Genomic DNA, 20,579 nt, shown 5'->3' with positions numbered 1-20,579 from the left:
GATGCGGTTCGGACGCACCTACGAGGAGTTCGAGGTCGGCGCGGTGTACAAGCACTGGCCGGGCAAGACGGTCACAGAGTACGACGATCATCTGTTCTGCCTGCTGACCATGAACCACCATCCGCTCCACCTGGACGCCAACTACGCGGAGCGCACGACCGACTTCGGCCGCAACGTGGTGGTGGGGAACTACATCTACTCCCTGCTGCTGGGCATGTCCGTCCCGGACGTGTCCGGCAAGGCCATCGCCAACCTGGAGATCGAGTCGCTGCGGCACGTGGCGCCGACCTTCCACGGCGACACCCTCTACGGCGAGACGACCGTGCTGGACAAGTGGCCGTCGAGGTCGAAGGACGACCGCGGCATCGTGCAGGTCGAGACCCGGGGCTACAAGCAGGACGGGACGGTGGTCTGCGTCTTCCGCCGCAAGGTGATGGTGCCGACGGCGGCGTACACCGAGGAGCGCGGCGGGGAGCAGCCCGGCCGCCCCGAGCCGGGGGAACAGGGGAAGTAGATGAGCCGTCTCGCCCGCACCCACGGGCTCACGGACGTGCAGCGGGAGATCCTCTCCACCGTCCGGGAGTTCGTGGACAAGGAGATCCTCCCCGTCGCCACGGAGTTGGAGCACCGCGACGAGTATCCGCAGGACATCGTGGACGGGCTCAGGGAGCTGGGGCTGTTCGGCCTGACGATCCCCGAGGAGTACGGGGGGCTGGGCGAGTCACTGCTCACCTACGCCCTGTGCGTGGAGGAGATCGCCCGCGGCTGGATGTCGGTGTCCGGCATCATCAACACCCACTTCATCGTGGCGTACATGCTCAAGCAGCACGGCACGCGGGAGCAGAAGGAGTTCTTCCTGCCGCGCATGGCGGCCGGTGACGTCCGGGGCGCGTTCTCCATGTCGGAGCCCGCGCTGGGCTCGGACGTGTCGGCGATCACGTCGAGGGCGGTGCGGGACGGCGACGAGTACGTCCTCACCGGCCAGAAGATGTGGCTGACGAACGGCGGTACGTCGTCCCTGGTGGCCGTGCTGGTGAGGAGTGACGAGGGTCACCCCGAGGGCACCGCCCCGCACCGGTCGATGACGACCTTCCTGGTGGAGAAGGAGCCGGGCTTCGGCGAGGTCCGTCCGGGCCTCACCATCCCCGGGAAGATCGACAAAATGGGCTACAAGGGCGTCGACACCACCGAGCTCATCATGGACGGCCTGCGCGTTCCCGCGGACCGGGTGCTCGGCGGGGCCACCGGCCGGGGTTTTTACCAAATGATGGACGGGGTCGAGGTGGGCCGGGTCAATGTGGCGGCGCGTGGCTGCGGCGTCGCGCAACGTGCCTTCGAACTCGGGGTCCGGTACGCCCAGCAGCGGCAGGCGTTCGGCCGGCAGATCGCCCAGCACCAGGCCATCCAGTTCAAGCTGGCGGAGATGGCTACCAAGGTGGAGGCGGCGCATGCGATGATGGTCAATGCTGCACGCAAAAAGGACTCGGGCGAACGAAACGACCTGGAAGCGGGGATGGCCAAGTACCTCGCCTCCGAGTACTGCAAAGAGGTCGTGGAGGACGCCTTCCGGATCCACGGCGGCTACGGCTTCTCCAAGGAGTACGAGATCGAGCGCCTCTACCGCGAGGCGCCGATGCTCCTGATCGGGGAGGGCACCGCCGAGATCCAGAAAATGATCATCGGCCGTCGGCTGCTCGAAGAGTATCGATTCCAGGGTTAGATGTCCGGATACGGGGTGTTTTCTTGGAGAAGAAGGTCACACCCCGTAGGCACTGTTCGGCCGTCGACTCGGCTTCCTGGCTTACCCAGTTGCGACCGATAGCCGCTACGATCGCCGGAAAGCCGCCGTCCCCCGTCAGAGCGCGGCATCATCCGCTACGAAGGTCATCCATGCCCCACAGCCAAACCTCTGCACCCCGCGACAGCCGCGCCAGCGTACGCCTCGCGCGCGGAGCCTCGCCGTGGCTCCTGCCGACCGTCGCCACCGCAGCCCTCAGCCTGGCCCGCGCCCGCCGTTCGGGCGCGGCCAAGGCCGTTGCCGTTCCCGCCACCGCGCTGGCGGCGGGGATGCTGTGGTTCTTCCGCGACCCCGAGCGCGAGATCACACAGGGCCGGGTCATCTCGCCCGCCGACGGTGTGGTGCAGAGCATCATGCCGTGGAAGGACGGACGGACCCGGGTCGCGATCTTCATGAGCCCGCTCAACGTCCATGTGAACCGGGCGCCGCTGGCCGGCACCATCACATCGGTCGAGCACGTCCCGGGCGGCTTCGTTCCTGCTTTCAACAAGGAGAGCGAGAACAACGAGCGGGTCGTGTGGCACTTCGACACCGAGCTGGGCGACATCGAGATGATCCAGATCGCCGGCGCCGTGGCCCGCCGCATCGTGCCCTACCTCCCGTCGGGCACCAAGGTCGAGCAGGGCGAGCGCGTCGGTCTCATCCGCTTCGGTTCCCGCGTCGACCTCTATCTGCCCGAGGGCGTGGACATCGCGGTCGAGGTGGGGCAGAAGACCGTGGCTGGGGTGACTCGAATTGACCGTGATTGATCCACAGACCCAGACCGGATGGGTGCCCGAGGCCGACGAGGCGGACGACGAGGAGGAGATGCCGCTCTCGCTGCGCCTGTCGATAGCGGACACGCTCACCCTCGGCAACGCCACGTGCGGCTTCATGGCGGTGTACTTCACCACCACCGGCATCCTGATCCCGCACCTCATGGGCAGCGAGGAGTCGGGCATGGCCCGGCACAGCGCGGCCACGGCGGTCATCCTGATGCTGTGCGCTGCGATCTTCGACCTGTTCGACGGGCTCGTGGCGCGCAAGCTGCGCAGTTCACCGATGGGCGCGGAGCTGGACAACCTGTCCGACCTGATCAGCTTCGGGCTGGCGCCGGCGTACTTCGTCCTCGTCTACGGCATGGTGGCGCACGACGCGTACCAGCGGGTGGCGGCGGTCGGGGCGATCGTGGTGCTGCTGGCGGTGGTGCTCAGGCTGGCGAGATTCTCGTGCGTCACCGTGAAGGACGGGACCTTCCAGGGCATGCCGTCGCCGTTCGGGGCGCTGACGGTGGTCTCGATCGTGCTGCTGGAGCTGCCGTTCGTGGCGACGCTCCTGGCCATCATCGGTACGGCATGGCTGATGGTGAGCCGGGTGGAGTACCCGAAGCCGCGGGGCCGCCTCGCGGTGGCGATGCTCTCCTGGATCGTCCTGTCCATGGGGCTGCTGGCCGCCTGGGCGTTCGACGCGCCGAGCGGGCAGTTGCTGCTCCAGACGGGGTGCGCGCTCCAGCTCGTCATGGGCGCGGTGATCCCGCTGTTCGCCACGGCACGCCGGGTCAACAACTTCCGTGACAACCGGCGGGAGGCACGCGCGGCACAGCTGCCGTAGCGCGACCGCTGGGAAGGGCCCCGGACCCGGGAAGGGTCCGGGGCCCTTTCGTCTGCCGTTCGCCGTTCGGGGCCGCCCTTTCGTCTGCCGCGCCGGTACAACCAGTCCTACCGGTACCACCGGTACCGCCCACCGATACCGGTCCCACCGCTACCGGGGCTCCGCGGGCCGTGCACCCGTCGCCGCACCCCGCCCCAGCACACCCCGCCCGCCCCCTCCGCCGCACGCCGCCGTCCTTCGCGGCGGCGCGAGCCCGGGGCACAGCGAGCCGCGAGACGGTGGGCGGCAGACGGTGGGCCGGGCAGGGCGGCGGCACGACGGCCGACCGGGCGGCGCGACCCCGGGCGAGGAGAGCACCCGCGCCGCAGGGCGAGGGGAAACGCCCCGGCCGGGGCCTACACGAGGAAGTCGCGGGCGACGCGCTCCGCAACGCGCTCCAGGACCGGGCCCGCACGGGCCACGCACACCGCCGGGTCCGGTTCCACGTCGGTCAGCGGATAGGCCCGCCGGATACCGGCCCGCTCCAGCACCTCCGGTGACAGGGCCAGCCGCCCGCACACGGCGACGACCTCCCTGCCTGCGGCCCGTGCCGCCGCCGCGACCCCAGCCGGTGCCTTGCCGCGCAGGGTCTGCTCGTCGAGCGATCCCTCCCCGGTGATCACCAGATCGGCTCGTTCCAGTGCCGCGGCGAAGCCCAGGGCGTCGAGCAGGACCTCGATCCCGGGCCGGAAGCGCGCCCCCAGCAGCAGCGCGGCGAAGCCGATGCCGCCCGCGGCCCCGGCCCCCGGCGCGGCGGCGCAGTGTGCGGCACGCACCCCGACGGCCCCCTCCAGCACCCTCACGAAGTGGGTGAGGGCGGCGTCCAGCGTCTCGATGTCGCGGGGCGAGGCCCCCTTCTGGGGGCCGTAGACGGCGGCGGCGCCCGAGGGCCCGGTCAGCGGGTTGTCGACGTCGGCGGCGAGGACCAGTCCGGTCCGCGCGAGTCTCGGGTCCAGGCCCGACAGGTCTGCCGAGGCGGCCTCGGCGAGGGCGCCGCCGCCCGGCCCCACCGGTTGCCCGTCGCGGCGCTGGAAGCGGGCACCCAGCGCGGTCAGCATCCCGGCGCCGCCGTCCGTGGTGGCGCTGCCGCCGACCCCGAACACGATGGTGCGGGCCCCCGCGTCCAGCGCGGCCCGCAGCAGTTCGCCGGAGCCGTACGTGGAGGCGGTGAGGGGGGCCAGGACCCCGGGAGGCAGCCGTCGCAACCCGCTGGCCTCGGCCATCTCCACCACCGCGGTGGTACCGCGCAGCGCGAGGACCGCCGTCACCCCGTCCCCGAGGGGCCCGGTGACCCGCGTCTCGTGGCGCGAGAAACCGGCGGCCAGCGCGGCGGCCACGGTGCCGTCCCCGCCGTCGGCCACCGGCAGGGCCTCGACCACGACGTCCGGGACGGCACGGCGCAGCCCGGCGGCCACGTGGCGCGCGACCTCGGCGGCGGTCAGGGTTCCCTTGAACTTGTCGGCGGCGATGAGCACGCGCCGGGGCACGTCCGCTGCGGCGTCGGCCACGCTGCTCTCCCTCGCTCCGGCGGCGTGCCCGTCCCGGCGGGCGCGCCGCTGCGACCATAGCCGCGCGCGCCACGCCCGTCACGCTCCCGCCGGGCTCGGAACGGCCGGTCCGACGAGACGGGGAACGGCCGGTCCGGCGGGCCACCGGCCGGATACGCTGACGGAATGACCTCTGCCGACTACGCCACGTACATCGCCGGCCTGCCCCGCATCCTGGCCGGGGCGGCCTCGCTGCTCCGCGACGAGGAGGGCCGGGTGCTGATCGTCGAGCCCAACTACCGCGAGGGATGGGCGCTGCCCGGCGGCACCGTCGAGTCCGACGCGGGCGAGTCGCCCCGCCAGGGGGCCCGGCGCGAGACCGCCGAGGAGATCGGGCTGGACGTGGTGCCCGGACGGCTGCTGGCGGTGGACTGGGTGCCGGGTGCCCGGCGGCCGCCGATCGCGGCGTTCCTGTACGACGGCGGTGTCCTGTCCGCGGAGCGGCTCGGGGCGATCCGGTTGCAGGAGGAGGAGCTGCTGTCCTGGCGGCTGGTCCCCCGCGAGCGGCTGGGTGACCATCTGCTCCCCCCGCTGCACGGACGGGTGCTGGCCGCACTGGACGTGCTGGCGGAGGGGTCCGGGGCGGCCGAGCTGGAGAACGGTGTCCGCGTCGACCGCTGAGCGGCCCCGCCGCCCGCCGTACGGGGAAGCTCCTACAGATCGTCAGGCGGTGACGCCCCCGTCGATGACGTGGTCGTGCCCGACGACGTAGCTGGATTCGTCGGAAGCCAGCCAGAGCACCGCGTTCGCGATCTCCTGGGGGTCGGCGACCCGGCCCAGCGGCACGTCGCGCGCCATGCGGGCGGCGCGCTGCTCGCGTGACTCGCCGGGCAGCAGGGACATCGGGGTGTCGATGGGGCCGGGGCTGACGGTGTTGATCCGCACGCCCTGTCCGATGTACTCCAGTGCGGCGGTGCGGCTGAGGAAGCTGACGCCGGCCTTGGAGGTCGCGTAGGCGCTCATGCCGGGGCGGCGCCAGTGCGCGCCCAGGTTGGAGGCGGTGTTGACGATGACGCCGCCGCCGTGGGCCGCCATGTGGGCGGTCTCGTGCTTCAGGGAGAGGAAGACGCCGGTCAGGTTGACGGCGAGGACCCGGTTCCAGACGTCCTCGTCGTGTTCGCCGACCGGTGCCCGGCCGTCGAGGACGCCCGCGTTGTTGAAGGCGACGTGGAGGCCGCCGTGCAGGGCGACCGTGTGGTCCACCATCGCCCTGACGCTGTCGGAACGGGTGACGTCGACGGCGACGGCGGACCCCTTGCCGCCCTCGGCCTCGACGAGGCGCAGCGTCTCCTCGACGCTGTCCCGGTTCGGGCCGGCCGCGACGACGGTCGCGCCCTCCCGGGCGAAGGACAGTGCCGCGGCCCGGCCGAGCACACCGCCCGCGCCGGTAATGAGAACGACCCTGTCGGTGAAGCGGGCACCCATGACGAACTCCTTCAGCGGTACGGGGACCGGCCGCGGCGGGTCTGACGCCCGCGAACGGAGGAGCATTAGTTGACCATACGTTCCACTATGAGAACGGACGGCAACCTTTGCCCGGCCGGTGGTGACACTTCGAAGCTAGCACTTTCTTGAATGATCGGTCCACATAACGGGCCCCGGCCTCCGTGAATCACCCGAAGGAAAAGGCGGCGCATCCCCATCAGCGGCCCGACCTGCGGATTTGACCCCATACGCGTAGTCCGCTTTTCATACTGGATCGATCGGTCTGGTGATTGCTAGCCTCGGTACATGGCCAGAACCAAGGAATTCGATCCCGACCTGGTACTCCGGCGCGCCATGGAGCTGTTCTGGGAACGGGGCTACGAGGCGACCTCGCTGGCCGATCTGGTCGACCACCTCGGCATCGGCCGCGCGAGCCTCTACGCCACCTTCGGCAGCAAGCACGATCTGTACCTGGCGGCCATACGGCGTTACCTGCGGGGCAGCGAGGCCGGGTTCGTCACCGCGCTCGCCCAGCCGGGCCCCGCGCTGCCGGCCGTCCGCGCCTTCGTGGAGAGCTGGGTCACCGACGCCCTCACCGACTCCGGGCGCCGGGGCTGCCTGGTGGTGAACGCGGCGGTGGAGCTGGCCCCGCGCGACCCCGAGGTGGCCCGCCAGGTGGAGGCGAGCTGGCGGGTGGTGGAGACGGCGCTGGTCTCGGCGCTGCTGCGGGCCCGTGCCCAGGGGGAGCTGGCCCCCGGCAAGGACCCGCACGAGATCGCCCACTTCCTGCTGGTGCTGAAGCAGGGGGTACGGGTGATCGCCCGTGCCGCGCCGGACGCCGAGCGGCTGGGCGACGCGGTCCGGCTCGCCCTGGCCGTGCTGGACTGACGGCCGCCGCGCGGTGCCCGGCACCCGCGCCCCGGCCACCCTCGCCCCGGCACCGGCGGGAGCGAGGACAGGCGACGCGGCAACGGGCGGCAGGGGACGCGGCAACGGGCGGCGGAGGTCAGAACAGCTCCGGCACCGCCGTTCCCCGCTCGAAGTCGAGCAGCCGCCGCTTGCGGTGCAGGCCGCCTCCGTAGCCCGTCAGATCGCCGTTGGCGCCGACGACACGGTGGCAGGGGACGATGATGGAGACGGGGTTGCGTCCGTTGGCGAGGCCCACCGCCCGGGAGGCGGACGGGTTGCCGAGTTCGGCGGCGAGCGCGCCGTAGGTGCGGGTCTCGCCGTAGGGGATGCGGCGGAGCCGGTCCCAGACGGTCCGCTGGAACGGGGTGCCGTTGAGGCGCAGTTCCAGGGTGAAGTCCGTCAGTTCCCCGGCGAAGTACGCCGCCAACTGCTCCTCTGCCGCGCCGAAGGGCCGTCCGTCGCGGTCGCCGAAGCTCTCCTGCGGCGGACGGTGGCGCTGGTCGGTCATGTAGACGCCGCAGAGGACGCCTCCCTCGGCGACGAGGGTGAGGGCGCCGTACTGGCTGTCGATCACGGTGTGCTGCTTCACGGGGGACATGGTGTTCCTCGGGACGGGTGGTGCTTGTGGCGGGTGCCGCTCGTGGTGCGGGGCTTCTCTTGGTGGGGGGCTTCTCGTGGTGCGGGGCTTCTCTTCGCTGGCGCTTCTCGTGGCGGGTGCTGCCGATGGGGACCGCTCGCGGGGACCGCCGATCCGGGGCCCCGCGGAGCGTCCCAGGGGTGGGGGTTCCGGGGCGCGGGACCCGGACGGGGCTGGGGTCTTTCGTCTGGATCAGGCTGGACCCCGCAAGCCCGGCATGATCCAAACGAGCGGCCCTACTCCGGGAGGAAGTTGATCGGATGGTCGTCGGTGGCCCACAGGTACTGGACCGCGTACGCCCGCCAGGGCCGCCAGGCCGCGGCGCGGGCGGTGAGCGCGGCGGGGGTGGAGGGCAGCCCCAGCCCCGCGGCGGCCCGGCGGACTCCGAGGTCGGTGGGGAGGAAGGCGTCCGGGTCCCCGAGGGCGCGCATCGCGATGATGTCGGCGGTCCAGGGGCCGAAGCCGGGCAGGGCGAGGAGTGCCGCGCGGGTTCCGGCCCATTCGCTCCCGGCGCCCAGGGCGAGCGAACCGTCGGCCAGCCGGGAGACCAGGGTCGTCAGGGTGGTGCGCCGGGTGCGGGGCATCGCCAGGGTCTCCGGGTCCACGCCGGCCAGCGCCTCCGCCGTGGGGAAGAGATGGGTCAGTCCGCCCTCGGGATCGTCGACCGCGTCGCCGTGGGCGATGACGAGGCGGGCCGCGTGGGTACGGGCGGCGGCGGTGGAGACCTGCTGTCCGAGCACGGCCCGCACGGCGAACTCGGCCTCGTCGGCGGTGCGCGGCACACGGCGCCCCGGGGCGCCGTCGACCAGCGGGGCCAGCAGCGGGTCGGCGCGCAACTGGCCGTCGACGGCGGCCGGGTCGGCGTCCAGGTCGAGCATCCGGCGGCACCGGCTGATGGCGACGGCCAGGTCGCGCGGGTCGCTGAGGGTGAGGCGGCAGGCGATGTGGTCCGGGCGCGGGGCGAGGGCCGCGATGCCGTGCCCGTACGGGAGCCGCAGGGTGCGGCGGTAGGCGCCGTCCCGCCACTCCTCGACGCCAGGCACGGCGGTGGCGACGAGGTGGCCGAAGAGGTTGTCGGGGTTGAGCGGCGCGCGGAACGGCAGCCGCAGCGAGAGCGCGCCGCCGGGTGCGGCCTGGCCGCCGCCGGGGGTGTGCCGGGCCCGCAGCCGGCTCGGGGAGAGCGCGTAGACCTCGCGGACGGTGTCGTTGAAGGCGCGCACGGAGGAGAAGCCCGCCGCGAAGGCGATGTCCGCCATGGGCAGCGGGGTGGTCTCGATCAGCAGCCGCGCGGTCCGGGCACGCTGGGCCCGGGCCAGGGCGAGGGGGCCCGCGCCGAGTTCCGCGAGCAGGTGGCGTTCGATCTGCCGGGTGCTGTAGCCGAGCCGGGCGGCGAGTCCGGGGACGCCGTCGCGGTCCACGACGCCGTCCCCGATCAGGCGCATGGCGCGGGCGGTGAGGTCGGCACGCCGGTTCCATTCCGGGGAACCGGGGGAGGCGTCGGGGCGGCAGCGCTTGCAGGCCCGGAATCCGGCCCGCTGGCAGGCGGCGGCGCTGGGGTAGAAGGTCATGTTCCCGGGCTTGGGCGGGACCACGGGGCAACTGGGGCGGCAGTAGATGCCGGTGGTGACGACGGCCGTGTAGAACCAGCCGTCGAAGCGGGAGTCCTTGGAGCGGACTGCGCGCAGGCAGCGTTCGGCGTCGGTGTGCATGCCGGGAGGGTTCTCCCCGTCGCCCCCGGCCCCCGCCATGACGGGGGCGGGGGGCATGCCCGGCGTGGGGTCGTGCGGGGCCGGGCCCCTTTCGGTGCCGTGCGGGGCCGTGCCTTCCTTCTCGGGGCGGTGCGGGGCCGGATGCCCGTCTGCGCCGCGCCGGGCCGGTCCTCGTGTGCCGCTGCGGGGGGCGGGCCCCTCCGCAGCGGCACACGGGACGGTGGTTCCCGCCGCGCGGCCCGTCCCGACGTCCGCCGCGCCGTTCACCGCGTCCTCCGCCCCGCTGTCCGCCGCCCCGTCCGTCCCGTTGCCCGCCGCGCCGTCCGTGACACCGCCAGCCGCCGTGTTCCACGCACCGTCCGCGCCGTCACCGACGGCAGGGTCCGTTCCGCCCCGGTCCCGCTCCGTTCCGGCCCGGTGCCGGGTCCCGTCCGAGCCGCCCGATCCGCCCCGGCCGCCCGCAGTCCGTCCTTCCGTCCGCTCTCCGGTGCCTCCTCCGGCGTGTGCTGCCGCTCGCATGGCCAGGTGCCCTTCCGTCCGCATGGGTCCAGCATGCGGTACGCGCCGGGGCGGGGCTGGCGGGAATCCGACACGCACCCACGGCCCCCGGTACGGACCCGGAGCGAGCCGGAGCCGGCTGAGGGAAGCCGGGGCAGGCTCGCGGGAACCCGGGACGGCCGGCAACAGTCCGGTGCGCGCGGCGGAAGACCGGGGCCTCGGCGGCAGGAGGGCATCCACCCGGGCACCCGACCGACGGGTCCGGTCCGGACCCCGGTCAGCGCCCCCCGGTCACCGGGCCCACCGCCCCGCACACACCGGCCCACCCCGGACGCCCCCCACGCCCCACGCCCCACGCCCCACCCCGGCCGCCTCTCCCCGCCGTCCGACCCCGCCCGCCGTCACTCCGTCGCCGTGGGCCGCCGGGAGGCCGCCGTCGCCCCCGCCACGTCGGTGACCGGGCGCAGCCGGTAGGTGTAGGAGTAGTCGCGGTCGGCGAGGAGTTTGAACTCGTCGTGGGTGTGCGCGCCCCAGCTGTCGTCGCCGCCGACGCCCATCTGGCGGTGGTTCAGGCGCAGGACGACCTCTTCGCGCGGGGTGAGTTGGTAGTCGTGTCGCGCCCCGGCCGACAGGTCCTCCGGGGTGAAGCGGGAGGCGTTGGCCTCCAGCAGGGGTTCCCCGCTGGCGAGCAGCCCGCTGCCCCGCCCGTCGGTGAGGGCGATCCAGCGGACGTCGGTCCTGTTGCCGTTCTCCTGGGGGCGGAGGTAGGGGGTGCCCAGGTCGTCGACGGTGCCGGAGTGGAGGCCGACGTCGGTGCCGGTGCGCCGGTCCCAGTGGTTCTCCTCGGGACCCCGGCCGTAGTAGTGGACGCGGTCCAGGCGCCCCGGCAGGAGGAGCAGGGTGCCGACCTCGGGGAGGTAGGGCAGCGTCGGGGCACCGGGGCGCAGGGTGTGGTCGATCCTGATCTCGGCGTTGCCGAACACCGTGTACGTGGTGGTGCAGGCGGAGGGGATGGTGGTCGGCAGGATGCCGGTGACCTCGATCCGTACGGCCCGGTCGCCGAGGGCGCCGACGGTCACGCCCGTGACGGTGCGCCGGGCGCCGGCGTCGCGCCAGGTCCGGTTGCGGACGTGCTGACCGTTGCCCCGGTCGTTGTCGGTGGGCGCCCGCCAGAAGTTGGGCACGGGACCGGCGGTGATCAGGGGCGTGCCGTGCGCCTCGTAGGAGGTGAGGGTGCCGGTGCGCTTGTCGAGGGTGACGGTGAAGCCGTCGCCGCGCACGGTGACCTCGCGGGCGCCGTCCTCGTGGCGCAGGGCGGGCACCTCGCGCAGCGGTACGGGGGTGACGGCGGGGACGGGGACGCGGAGCGGGAGCTGCTCCCGGGCGACCTCGAACCCGGCGTCGGCCCAGGGGGTGGACTCCCTGGTGGTGAAGGAGAGTTCGAGGAAGTACTCGGTACCCGGCGCCGGTTCGGCGGGCAGGGCCAGGGGAAGGGTGAGGGTCCGACGGGACAGCGGCGCGACGGCGAGCTGGTCGCGGGTGAGGGTGCCGCCGTGCAGGGCCGTGCCGTCGGCGACGAGGGTCCAGCGGCCGTCGAAGGCGCGGAGGTCGGTGAAGAGGTGCTCGTTGACGAGGGTGATCCCGCCGGGGCCCAGGCCGGGTGCGGGGAGGGCATTGATCGCCTGGTAGACCCGTTTGACCTCGGCGGCCTTGCCGGTGTGGCCGCGGTCGGCGGTGAGGACGCCGTCGCCGGAGAAGGCGCCGTCGTTGGGGTTGTCGCCCCAGTCCCCGCCGTAGGCGAGGAAGGTGCGCCCTTCGGGGCGCCGGGTCGTGGTCCCGGCGGTGGCGGCGTCGAACCAGAACCGGACGCCGTCGTCCCCGGGGCCGCGCCGCCGGGAGGCGAGTTCGGCGGCGGTGAGGGCGCGGGCGTAGACGCGGGCGCGGCGGATGGTGCCGCTGAACTCCCGGGTCTGCTGGTCGGCGTCGGTGGCGAGCGAGAGGGGGGCGGTGGTGCTGTCGGGGCGCCGGTCGGTGGCGCGGGTGGCGCGGACCGCGCCGTCGACGTGGAGGGTCAGGGTCCCGGCGTCGGCGTCGAAGACCCCTGCGACATGGTGTTCGCGGCCGGTCCAGTCGTCGGGCAGCTCCCAGCCCGCGGTGATCCAGGCTCCGCCGGAGTGGATGAAGAACTCCAGCCTGCGGCCGTTCTGTTTGAGCGCGTACTGGGTGTCGCCCTTGGCCAGGACGGGCTGGTGGTAGCCGGTGAAGCGGGGGGTGATCCAGGCCTCCAGGGTGAGCGATCCGGTGAGGTCGAGGCCGTCGTGGCGGGCGAAGACGGTGCCGCCGGAGAGGCCCCGGGCACGGTCGAGGCTGCCCCGCGGGGCGAGGATCTCGCCGCGCAGGGCGGCCGGGCCGGTCTCGGTGAGCAGGGTGCGGGCGGGGACGGGCGTGTGGAGCGCCTGGTCGGCGAAGTCCCAGATCCAGCCGCCCTGGAGGACGTCGTGGGCGCGGACGAGGTCCCAGTACGCGGTGAGGTTCCCGGTGGAGTTCCCCATCGAGTGGGCGTACTCGATCATGACGTAGGGGCGGGTGTCGGCGGTGTCCCCGGCCCGCTGCGCGACGCGTCGCGGGCTGTCGTACATCTCGGAGCGGATGTCGCTGACGCCCGGCCGGTCGTCGCCCTCGTACTGGATGACGCGGGTGGTGTCGTAGGAGCGGATCCAGTCGTGCATGGCGGTGAAGGTGCTGCCGCCGCCCGCCTCGTTGCCGAGGGACCAGATGACGACGCAGGCGTGGTTCTTGTCGCGGTGGACCATGTTCTGGGCGCGGGCGACGCAGGCGGCGGTCCAGTCGGGGTGGTCGCCGGGGTACTCGGCGCGGATGCCGTGCGTCTCCAGGTTGGTCTCGTCGACGACGTACAGGCCGTGGAGGTCGGCCAGTTCGAGCCAGTGCGGGTTGTTCGGGTAGTGGGAGGTGCGGACGCTGTTCATGTTCATCCGCTTGATGAGCCGGATGTCCTCGGCCATGTCCTCGCGGGTGAGCGCGGTGCCGCGGGCCGGGTGCATCTCGTGGCGGTTGGTGCCGCGGAAGGAGACGGGCCGGCCGTTGATCCTCATCAGGCCTTCCCTGAGGGCGAATTCGCGCAGGCCGACGCGGTGCGACAGGGTCTCGGTCACCGTGCCGGACGGGTCCCGCAGGGTGAGGACGGCGGTGTACAGATAGGGGTCCTCGGCGGACCACAGCCGGGGGGCGGGCACGGACCTGGCGGCGGTCGTGGTGACGTCCCCGCCGGGGCGGGCGGTGGCGAGGTCCGCCTCCTGGCGCAGCGGGCGGGGCCAGACGGGGTGGCCGTCCGCGTCGAACAGCTGGGTCTCGACGGCGTACCGGCCGGCGGCGGTGCCGTCCTGGGCGCGCACGCTCGCGGTGACCCGCAGTCCGGCACCGGTGCCGGAGCCGTCGAGCGGCGTTTCCAGCCTGAAGTCGCGCAGGCGCACGGGCGGGGTGGAGTAGAGGTAGACCGAGCGGAAGATGCCGCTCAGCCGGATCATGTCCTGGTCCTCCAGCCAGTCCCCGTCGGCGTAGCGGTAGACCTCGACGGCGAGGTGGTTGGTGCCGGGCCGGAGCTGGTCGGTGATGTCGTACTCGGAGGGGGTGTACGAGTCCTCGTCGTATCCGGCGAGTTCGCCGTTGACCCACGCGTAGTGGGCGGACTTGACGCCCTCGAAGTGCAGGAACACCCGGCGGCCGGCCCACTCGGGGGGCAGCGTGAAGGTGCGCCGGTACTGGCCGACGGGGTTGTGGCGGGTCGGCGCGGCGGGGGGCCGGGGGTCCTCGCCGCGGCCGTTGGGCCCCCAGTAGGGGTAGGTGTGGTTCAGGTAGACGGGGTCGTCGTGACCGTGGAGCTGCCACACCGAGGGGACGGGGAGGGTGTCCCAGCCGCTGTCGTCGGTGTCGGGGCGGTGGAATTCGGGGTCCCGGTCCTCCGGGCGGTCGGCGTGGGCGAAACGCCAGGTGCCGTCGAGGCTCAGCCGGTACGGGGAGCGGGTGCGGTCGGCGGCGAGTGCCTGGGCCTCGTCGGCGTAGGGCATCAGCGTGGCGTGCGGGGGTTCGGTGCCGAGCCGGAAGACGCCGAAGTCGTTCCATTCCGGGGGGCCGTCGGGCGCCGGGCGGGCTCCCGGCACCCCCGCGGCGGCCGGTGGCGCGGCCAGGGCGAACGCGCCGAGGAGGGCGGCGCCGCCCTCCAGGATCCTGCGGCGGCTGACGAGGGGGCGGGGGGCCGGGAGAGGGGCGGGTGACGCGGTCGGGTGCGGCATGACCGTGGCCTTCCGTAGGACGTGGGGGGCGGCGCACCGCACGGTGCTGTGGGGGTGCCGGCGGCCCGGGGTGCCGGGGAGCGTCTCGGGGCGGCGGCTTCGGCGGAGCGCGACGGCCGGGTGGACCGGCGACTGCCGGGCAAGGGTCACCCTAGGACCCGCACAGAAACGAATCAATTACCCCGTGTGACCTTGTCGGTTCGTGGTCGATCCGGGCGGACGGAGCGCAACGGCGGGGGTGGCGGTGCGACTTGGCGGCGGGGGCGGTGCCACTTGGCGACCGGGGGTGCCGTCGCCGGGGGTCGGGGCGGGCAGGGCTCAGCAACGCCTCGTGGGTGAGCCGGTGTCGGGCCGGGGCGCGCGGAGGGGGGCGTGCCGCCCGCTCCGCGCGACGTGCTCCCTCCCGCCTCGATCGCCGACGTTCACCGGGAGTTCCCGGGACCGGCGGGACGCTCGGCCTCTCCTGGCGGCTGACGCGCTGGTGCCCCGTGGTCCCCGGTGCGGGAGCGCGGCGCCGCCGAGCCGTGTGCGGGGTGCGTGGGCGGGGCATCCTGCCTTCGGGCCCTGGTCCGGCCCGCCGCGCGCCTCGCCCGTCTGGAGTCACGACCGTGAGCACGACGTCCCCACGACGGAGTACGCCCGTCCCACGAACGGGACTTCAGCGTCTCCGGCTGCCACCGCCACGCGCACGCCGACGCCGCCGCCCCTCGGTCCCGCGACACCGGGCACGGCGCGTGCGGCTCCCGGGTCGCGGGGCGCGCGGACGGCCTCCCCCGGCGGAAGGGGCACGAGGTCTCCCGGTGCCTCCCCGGTGGCCTCCCCGGCGGGCGCCGTGGGCGGGCCCCGCCGGACGCCCGGCGACCGGACGCCCGGGGAAGCCGTACGCCCCGTCCCCCTCCGAGGTCCGCGGGGAGGGTTCCACGGAGGACTGCCGCGAGCGCTCCCACCCGGCGCCCCTCCCCCGTCACCGCTTCCTCGCCCCCATCACCGCTCCCCCTCCCCCTCCCCCGTCCTTCATCCCGTCACCCGAAGGAGACCCCGTGTCCGAAGACCGGCTCATCGTCCTCGACCCCACCGCGTCCGACCCGGACGCCGAGCACCGGGCGTTACGCGGGCGCGGTGCGGCGGCCCAGGTGGACATCCTGGGGCTGCGCGTCTGGTCCGTCACCGACCCCGATCTCCTCAAGCAGTTGCTGACCAGCGCGGACGTCTCCAAGGACGGCCGTGCCCACTGGCCGGACCACGCCGAGGCCGTCCGCACCTGGCCGCTGGCCCTGTGGATCGCGGTGGAGAGCATGTTCACCGCGTACGGCAGGGACCACGGACGGCTGCGCCGGATGATCGCCCCCGCCTTCTCGGCCCGCCGCATCACCGCCCTCACGGCGGACATCGAGGCCCTGGTGGACGGCCTCCTCGACGACCTCGCCACCGTCCCGCCCGGGGACGTCGTCGACCTGCGGGAACGCCTCGCGTATCCGCTGCCCATCGCGGTCGTCTGCAAGCTCATGGGCGTCCCCGACGACCGGCGCGACCGGTTCCGCACCGTGGTGGACAACGTGTTCGCCACCCACCTGGGCGTCGAGGAGCAGGCCGCCAACACCGCCGCCCTCTACGGCCTGCTGGACTCCCTGATCGAGGCCAGGAGCGCCGAGCCGGGCGACGACATGACGTCCCTGCTGATCGCCACGCGCGACGACGAGGGCGACGGCGCCCCGTTGAGCCACGCCGAGATGCGCGACACCCTGCTGCTGATGATCAGCGCGGGGTACGAGACCACGGCCAACGTCATCGACCAGGCCGTCACCACTCTGCTGACCGACCCCGGGCAGCTCGCCCACGTCCGCGCGGGCCGCTGCACCTGGGACGACGTCGTCGAGGAGACCCTGCGCCACCAGCCGGCGATCAAGCACCTCCCGCTGCGCTACGCCCGCGCCGACATCCCCCTCCCCGACGGCCGGACCATCCGGGCCGGTGAGGCGATCCTCGCCTCCTACGCAGCCGCCAACCGCCATCCCCGCTGGCACGAGGACGCGGACACCTTCGACGCCACCCGGCTCCACAAGGACCATCTGGCCTTCGGGCACGGCGTCCACTTCTGCCTCGGCGCCCCGCTCGCCCGCCTGGAGGTCACCACCGCGCTGCGGATGCTGTTCCGGCGCTTCCCCGGCATCCGGCTCGCCGCCGGTCCCGACGGGCTGGCCAGGATGCCGAGCCTCATCTCCAACGGCCACACCGCCCTGCCCGTCCGCCCGCGTCCGGCGGGGGACTCCGCCGGGTGAGGCGGCGCCCGCGCGCCGGAAGCGGCGCGCCCGGCACGGCCTCCCGTGGCGATGGCCGTGACGGGGTCCGGCCGTTCAGCGGGCCGGGGCGGTGACCCCCGTCCAGGGCACGACCCGGTCGCACCAGCGGTGCAGGAGCACCGGGTCGTGGCCGACCGCGAGCAGGGTGGCCCCGCTGGTGGCGCGGTAGGACTCCACGGCGCCGACCAGGGCGGCCGTCGTGGACGCGTCGAGCATCGCGGTCATCTCGTCGCAGATCAGCAGACGGGGGCCCAGCACCAGGGCGCGGGCCAGACAGGCGCGCTGGAGCTGGCCGTCGCTGACCTCGTGCGGGCGGCGCGGCAGGAGGTCGGGGGTGAGCCCGACCAGGGGGACCAGGTCGCCCAGGCGGTCCGGGATGCCGTCGCGCCGGCCGGTGGCGCGGAGGGGCTCGGCGATCAGGTCGGCCAGGGTGAGGCGGGGATCGGCGGACAGGCGGGGCTGCTGGAACACGACGCCGACGGCGGTGCGCAGCGCGCGCGGCGCCCGGTGCCGCCATCCGGTGACGGGGGTGCCGTCGAAGAGGACGGTTCCCGCCTCGGGGCGGTGCAGCAGGGCGGCGACCCTGGCCAGGGTGGACTTGCCGCAGCCGCTGGGACCGAGCAGGCCGACCGCCTCGCCGGGGTCCAGGGCCAGCGAGGCGTCCCGGACGGCGGGGGCGGCGCTGTCGTAACCGGCGGTGACGGAGCGGAGTTCAAGACGCATGGGTGACCTTGCGGGGATGGTGGCAGGCGACACCCGAGGCGGCCGAGGGCAGCACGGCGCAGGCCCCGTCGGCGTGGGCGCAGCGCGGGGCGAAGGCACAGCCGGACGGGAGGGCGTCGAGTGAGGGCGGCAGGCCGGGGATCGGGGTGAAGGCCCGGTCGGGGAGGGCGTCCAGGAGGCCGCGGCTGTAGGGGTGGCTGGGGCCGGGGTCGCCGAAGAAGGTGTGGGCGTCGGTGAGTTCGACGACGCGCCCGGCGTACATGACGGCCACCCGGTCCGCGACGCGTTCGGCGGCGGCCAGGTCGTGGGTGATCATCAGCAGGGCCCGTCCGGAGCCGTCGGCGTCGACATGGCGGCGGAGTTCGTCCACCGTGCGGTCGACCAGCTCGCGGTCGAGGCCGGTGGTCGGCTCGTCGGCCAGCAGCAGCGGCGCGTCCCCGGCCAGGGCCAGGGCGGTGGCGGCGCGCTGGGCGAGGCCGCCGGAGAGTTCGTGCGGGTAGCGGTCCAGGTGGTCGGCGGGGAAGGCGGCGCGTTCGGCGGCGCGTTCCGCGGCGCCCCGGAGCGCCGTGCGGCCCCGGGTGCCGGTGAGTTCGGCGACGGTCTCCTCCAGTTGGGAGCGGACCGTGCGGACGGGGGTGAGGTGGGCGGCGGGGCTCTGCGGGATCAGTCCGGCCAGTCGGCCGCGCACCCGGCGGGCCAGCACCTGTTCGCCCGCGGTGAGCAGGTCCAGGCCGTCCGGAGCCCCGCCGGAGGGCGCGCGGCCGTCGGGGGACGCGGTCCCGCCGGGGAGCGGCGCGGTGTCGGACGGTCCCGGACGCGGCGCCAGACGGGCGTGACCGGCGGTCTCGGCGTTGGCGGGGAGCAGCCCCAGCAGGGCCGAGACCAGGACGGACTTTCCGCAGCCGCTCTCGCCGACCAGGGCCAGGCACTCGCCCGGCCGCACGTCGAAGGAGACGTCGGTGACAGCGGCGACGGCACGGCCGCGCGGCATGCGGAAGCGGACGTGCAGTCCGCTGACGGCGAGGACGGGGGCGGCGCCGTCGTCCGTGCCGTCGGTGTCCGCGGCACCCGCGTCCGCGCGGGGCGCGCGCGGGGGCCGGGTGCCGGGGCCGGGGCGGATGCCGGTGCCGTTGCCCGCCTCCGTGCCGGTGCCGGTGGTGTCCGTGCCCGTTCCTGCGTGGGTCTCGCTCACAGCATCAGCTCCGATCGGCGGCGGGGATTGATCCGCTCGCGCCAGACACCGGCCAGCCCGGCCACGGCTAGGGTCGGGATCACCAGGAACAGGCCGGGGAAGAGGGTCGGCCACCACTGCCCGGCCAGCAGCGAGCCGCGGGCGTCCTCGATGAGGTTGCCGAGGCTCGCCATGTGGGTGGGCAGGCCGAGGCCGAGGAAGGACAGGGCCGACTCGTGCCACATGGCGTGCGGGACGGAGAGCACGGCGGCGAGCCCCGCCTGCGGGAGCACGGCGGGCACGAGGTGCCGTACGGCCACCCGCCACCGGGAGGCGCCCCCGGAGATCGCCGCGTCGATGTACGGGCGGGAGCGCAGCGAGAGGACCTCGGCGCGGACGATGCGGGCGGTGGAGAGCCAGTGGGTGGCCGCGATGGAGATGAGGACGGGGAACACTCCGGGCCGCCAGAGGGCGACCACGAAGACGCCGAGGAGGAGGTGCGGGACCGAGGCGATGGCGTCGACGGTCCGCATCAGGGCCCGGTCGACCCAGCCGCCGAGGGTGCCGGCGAGCGCGCCGACGGCGGTGCCCAGCACGGCGGCGACCAGGGCGGCGGCCACCCCCACGAAGAGGGAGACCCGCAGCCCGTGGACGCACCGCAGCAGCAGGTCGCGGCCCAGTTCGTCGGTGCCGAACGGATGGGCCCAGCCCGGGGGCCGCAGCTTGAGGCCCAGGTCGACGGCCTGCTGGTCGAGCTGGACCAGCGGCGGGACCACCAGGACGGCGAGGACCACCGCGGCGATGACCACGACGGAGGTGCGGACGCGGAGCGTGCGCCAGGAGCGGCGACGCGGTCCGGCGGGCCGCCAGACGGGGGCCGGCGTCGCGGCCGGGGACGCCGCCGGCGGGGCGGGTGCCGTGGGCCCCGAGGACGCGTCACATGTCATGGAAGCTCACCCGCGGATCGGTCAGGCCGTAGAGGAGGTCGGCGAGGAGGTTGCCGAGGAGGACGGCGACGGTGGCGAACGCGGTCAGCGCGGCGAGCAGTTGGAAGTCGACGGAGGTCGCCGCGGAGACGGTGGCGGCGGCGATGCCGGGCCAGCTGAACACGGTCTCCACCAGGAGTGCGCCGGTGATGAGTTCGGGTACCCGGGAGCCGATCAGGGTGAGGACCGGGAGCAGGCCGGAGCGCAGGGCGTGGCGCAGGAGCACGGTGCGTTCGGTGAGGCCGCGGGCGCGGGCGCCGCGCACCGGGTCCTCGGCGAGCGCGTCGGCCACCCCCTGGCGCACGTACAGGGCGAACCAGGGCAGTTGTGAGAGGGCCAGGACCCCGGCGGGCAGGATCAGGTGGCGGGCGACCTCGCCGGGGCGCACCGCCTCGCTGGCGGTGTCGGTCAGCCCGCCGGCGGGCAGCAGGCCGAGCCGCAGCGCGAACAGCCAGACGGCGAGGAGCGCGATCCAGAAGACGGGCGCCGCGGAGAGCGTGTACGCGGCCGAGGTGACGGCGCGGTCGGTGAGGGACCCGGGGCGGCGGGCGGCCAGGACGCCGAGCAGGGTGCCGAGGAGGACGGCGAAGGCGAAGGCGGCCGCGCAGAGCAGGACGGACCAGACCATGCGTTCGGCGATCACGTCGGCCACCGGCTGGCGGAACACCGTGGAGTGGCCGAGGTCCCCGGAGAGCGCCGAGGTCAGCCACTCCCACCAGCGGGCCGTGAAGGGCCGGTCGGCGCCCAGGTTCTCGGCCAGCCGGTCCAGGGTCTCCCGGTCGGCGGAGAGCCCGGCGGTCCCGGCGTAGGCGCGGACCGGGTCGAAAGGGGAGGCGGCGGCCAGCGCGAAGACCGCGAACGTGACCACCAGCAGCAGCGGTACGGCGTACAGCAGGCGGCGCGCGGCGAGGCGGGCCATGCCGCGGCGGGGTACCGT

Annotated in this window: 16 protein-coding genes; 7 read left to right on the top strand and 9 right to left on the bottom strand. The window is 74.2% G+C overall.

Annotation, left to right across the window (positions count from 1 at the left end; genetic code table 11):
* Nucleotide 1: 1 nt before the first annotated feature.
* From GTY84_RS31135 to pssA, 4 genes are all read left to right on the top strand, one after another.
* Complete coding sequence (locus GTY84_RS31135; protein ID WP_161229744.1) at nt 2–514, top strand: MaoC family dehydratase; 513 nt, start codon at nt 2–4, stop codon at nt 512–514.
* Nucleotides 515–1,720 carry an acyl-CoA dehydrogenase family protein gene (locus GTY84_RS31130; RefSeq protein WP_161229743.1) on the top strand — a complete coding sequence of 402 codons (1,206 nt, stop codon included), beginning with the start codon at nt 515–517 and terminating at the stop codon, nt 1,718–1,720.
* 170 nt (nt 1,721–1,890) lie between these two features.
* Nucleotides 1,891–2,547, top strand: a complete 657-nt coding sequence (locus GTY84_RS31125; RefSeq protein ID WP_161229742.1) for a phosphatidylserine decarboxylase — start codon at nt 1,891–1,893, stop codon at nt 2,545–2,547.
* Between the two features lie 22 nt (nt 2,548–2,569).
* Nucleotides 2,570–3,388, top strand: coding sequence for a CDP-diacylglycerol--serine O-phosphatidyltransferase (gene pssA / locus GTY84_RS31120; RefSeq protein ID WP_161229824.1), 819 nt, complete (start codon nt 2,570–2,572; stop codon nt 3,386–3,388).
* Between the two features lie 395 nt (nt 3,389–3,783).
* On the opposite strand, the gene GTY84_RS31115 is transcribed toward pssA, so the two are convergent.
* Entirely contained in the window at nt 3,784–4,935 is a 1,152-nt protein-coding gene (locus GTY84_RS31115; RefSeq protein ID WP_345943584.1) for a glycerate kinase, read from the bottom strand.
* 165 nt (nt 4,936–5,100) lie between these two features.
* Between GTY84_RS31115 and GTY84_RS31110 the strand changes: the two genes are divergently transcribed.
* Nucleotides 5,101–5,595 (top strand): NUDIX hydrolase, encoded by a 495-nt coding sequence (locus tag GTY84_RS31110; protein ID WP_161229741.1) that lies wholly within the window; start codon nt 5,101–5,103, stop codon nt 5,593–5,595.
* A 42-nt stretch (nt 5,596–5,637) separates the two neighbouring features.
* On the opposite strand, the gene GTY84_RS31105 is transcribed toward GTY84_RS31110, so the two are convergent.
* Nucleotides 5,638–6,399: an SDR family oxidoreductase gene (locus GTY84_RS31105; protein WP_161229740.1), complete on the bottom strand. Its 762-nt coding sequence runs from the start codon at nt 6,397–6,399 to the stop codon at nt 5,638–5,640.
* Between the two features lie 306 nt (nt 6,400–6,705).
* Between GTY84_RS31105 and GTY84_RS31100 the strand changes: the two genes are divergently transcribed.
* On the top strand, nt 6,706–7,287 hold the full coding sequence (locus GTY84_RS31100) for a TetR/AcrR family transcriptional regulator (protein WP_161229739.1): 582 nt from the start codon (nt 6,706–6,708) through the stop codon (nt 7,285–7,287).
* A 118-nt stretch (nt 7,288–7,405) separates the two neighbouring features.
* On the opposite strand, the gene GTY84_RS31095 is transcribed toward GTY84_RS31100, so the two are convergent.
* The 3 genes from GTY84_RS31095 to GTY84_RS31085 all read right to left on the bottom strand — a co-directional run bounded on the left by GTY84_RS31095 (nt 7,406) and on the right by GTY84_RS31085 (nt 14,462).
* Entirely contained in the window at nt 7,406–7,897 is a 492-nt protein-coding gene (locus tag GTY84_RS31095) for a methylated-DNA--[protein]-cysteine S-methyltransferase (RefSeq protein ID WP_161229738.1), read from the bottom strand.
* Between the two features lie 284 nt (nt 7,898–8,181).
* Nucleotides 8,182–9,654 (bottom strand): AlkA N-terminal domain-containing protein, encoded by a 1,473-nt coding sequence (locus GTY84_RS31090; RefSeq protein ID WP_161229737.1) that lies wholly within the window; start codon nt 9,652–9,654, stop codon nt 8,182–8,184.
* An 899-nt stretch (nt 9,655–10,553) separates the two neighbouring features.
* Nucleotides 10,554–14,462 carry a glycoside hydrolase family 2 TIM barrel-domain containing protein gene (locus GTY84_RS31085; protein WP_161229736.1) on the bottom strand — a complete coding sequence of 1,303 codons (3,909 nt, stop codon included), beginning with the start codon at nt 14,460–14,462 and terminating at the stop codon, nt 10,554–10,556.
* A 1,040-nt stretch (nt 14,463–15,502) separates the two neighbouring features.
* Between GTY84_RS31085 and GTY84_RS31080 the strand changes: the two genes are divergently transcribed.
* Nucleotides 15,503–16,741 (top strand): cytochrome P450, encoded by a 1,239-nt coding sequence (locus GTY84_RS31080; RefSeq protein WP_161229735.1) that lies wholly within the window; start codon nt 15,503–15,505, stop codon nt 16,739–16,741.
* Between the two features lie 75 nt (nt 16,742–16,816).
* On the opposite strand, the gene GTY84_RS31075 is transcribed toward GTY84_RS31080, so the two are convergent.
* From GTY84_RS31075 to GTY84_RS31060, 4 genes are all read right to left on the bottom strand, one after another.
* The gene (locus GTY84_RS31075) at nt 16,817–17,485 is read right to left on the bottom strand and encodes an ATP-binding cassette domain-containing protein (RefSeq protein WP_161229734.1); all 669 of its coding nucleotides are present in this window, start codon (nt 17,483–17,485) and stop codon (nt 16,817–16,819) included.
* Nucleotides 17,475–18,476 (bottom strand): ABC transporter ATP-binding protein, encoded by a 1,002-nt coding sequence (locus GTY84_RS31070; RefSeq protein ID WP_161229822.1) that lies wholly within the window; start codon nt 18,474–18,476, stop codon nt 17,475–17,477. The genes GTY84_RS31075 and GTY84_RS31070 overlap by 11 nt, the downstream gene beginning before the upstream one ends.
* Nucleotides 18,477–18,673: 197 nt before the next feature.
* The gene (locus tag GTY84_RS31065) at nt 18,674–19,603 is read right to left on the bottom strand and encodes an ABC transporter permease (protein WP_161229733.1); all 930 of its coding nucleotides are present in this window, start codon (nt 19,601–19,603) and stop codon (nt 18,674–18,676) included.
* Nucleotides 19,593–20,561 carry an ABC transporter permease gene (locus GTY84_RS31060; protein ID WP_161229732.1) on the bottom strand — a complete coding sequence of 323 codons (969 nt, stop codon included), beginning with the start codon at nt 20,559–20,561 and terminating at the stop codon, nt 19,593–19,595. Before GTY84_RS31060 ends, GTY84_RS31065 begins: the two co-directional genes overlap by 11 nt.
* Nucleotides 20,562–20,579: the final 18 nt, after the last annotated feature.

It is taken from the genome of Streptomyces sp. SID8352 (assembly GCF_009862265.1).
Taxonomy (GTDB): Bacteria; Actinomycetota; Actinomycetes; order Streptomycetales; family Streptomycetaceae; genus Streptomyces.
This window is presented reverse-complemented; position numbering and strand designations above follow the sequence as displayed.

What these genes read in the sequence shown, in the direction of transcription:
- GTY84_RS31085 (WP_161229736.1), bottom strand. Translation starts at nt 14,462, where the DNA reads ATGCCGCACCCGACCGCGTCACCCGCCCCTCTCCCGGCCCCCCGCCCC.
- GTY84_RS31060 (WP_161229732.1), bottom strand. Translation starts at nt 20,561, where the DNA reads ATGGCCCGCCTCGCCGCGCGCCGCCTGCTGTACGCCGTACCGCTGCTG.
- GTY84_RS31125 (WP_161229742.1), top strand. Translation starts at nt 1,891, where the DNA reads ATGCCCCACAGCCAAACCTCTGCACCCCGCGACAGCCGCGCCAGCGTA.
- GTY84_RS31075 (WP_161229734.1), bottom strand. Translation starts at nt 17,485, where the DNA reads ATGCGTCTTGAACTCCGCTCCGTCACCGCCGGTTACGACAGCGCCGCC.
- GTY84_RS31130 (WP_161229743.1), top strand. Translation starts at nt 515, where the DNA reads ATGAGCCGTCTCGCCCGCACCCACGGGCTCACGGACGTGCAGCGGGAG.
- GTY84_RS31070 (WP_161229822.1), bottom strand. Translation starts at nt 18,476, where the DNA reads ATGCCGCGCGGCCGTGCCGTCGCCGCTGTCACCGACGTCTCCTTCGAC.
- GTY84_RS31100 (WP_161229739.1), top strand. Translation starts at nt 6,706, where the DNA reads ATGGCCAGAACCAAGGAATTCGATCCCGACCTGGTACTCCGGCGCGCC.
- GTY84_RS31065 (WP_161229733.1), bottom strand. Translation starts at nt 19,603, where the DNA reads ATGACATGTGACGCGTCCTCGGGGCCCACGGCACCCGCCCCGCCGGCG.
- GTY84_RS31105 (WP_161229740.1), bottom strand. Translation starts at nt 6,399, where the DNA reads ATGGGTGCCCGCTTCACCGACAGGGTCGTTCTCATTACCGGCGCGGGC.
- GTY84_RS31090 (WP_161229737.1), bottom strand. Translation starts at nt 9,654, where the DNA reads ATGCACACCGACGCCGAACGCTGCCTGCGCGCAGTCCGCTCCAAGGAC.
- GTY84_RS31110 (WP_161229741.1), top strand. Translation starts at nt 5,101, where the DNA reads ATGACCTCTGCCGACTACGCCACGTACATCGCCGGCCTGCCCCGCATC.
- GTY84_RS31135 (WP_161229744.1), top strand. Translation starts at nt 2, where the DNA reads ATGCGGTTCGGACGCACCTACGAGGAGTTCGAGGTCGGCGCGGTGTAC.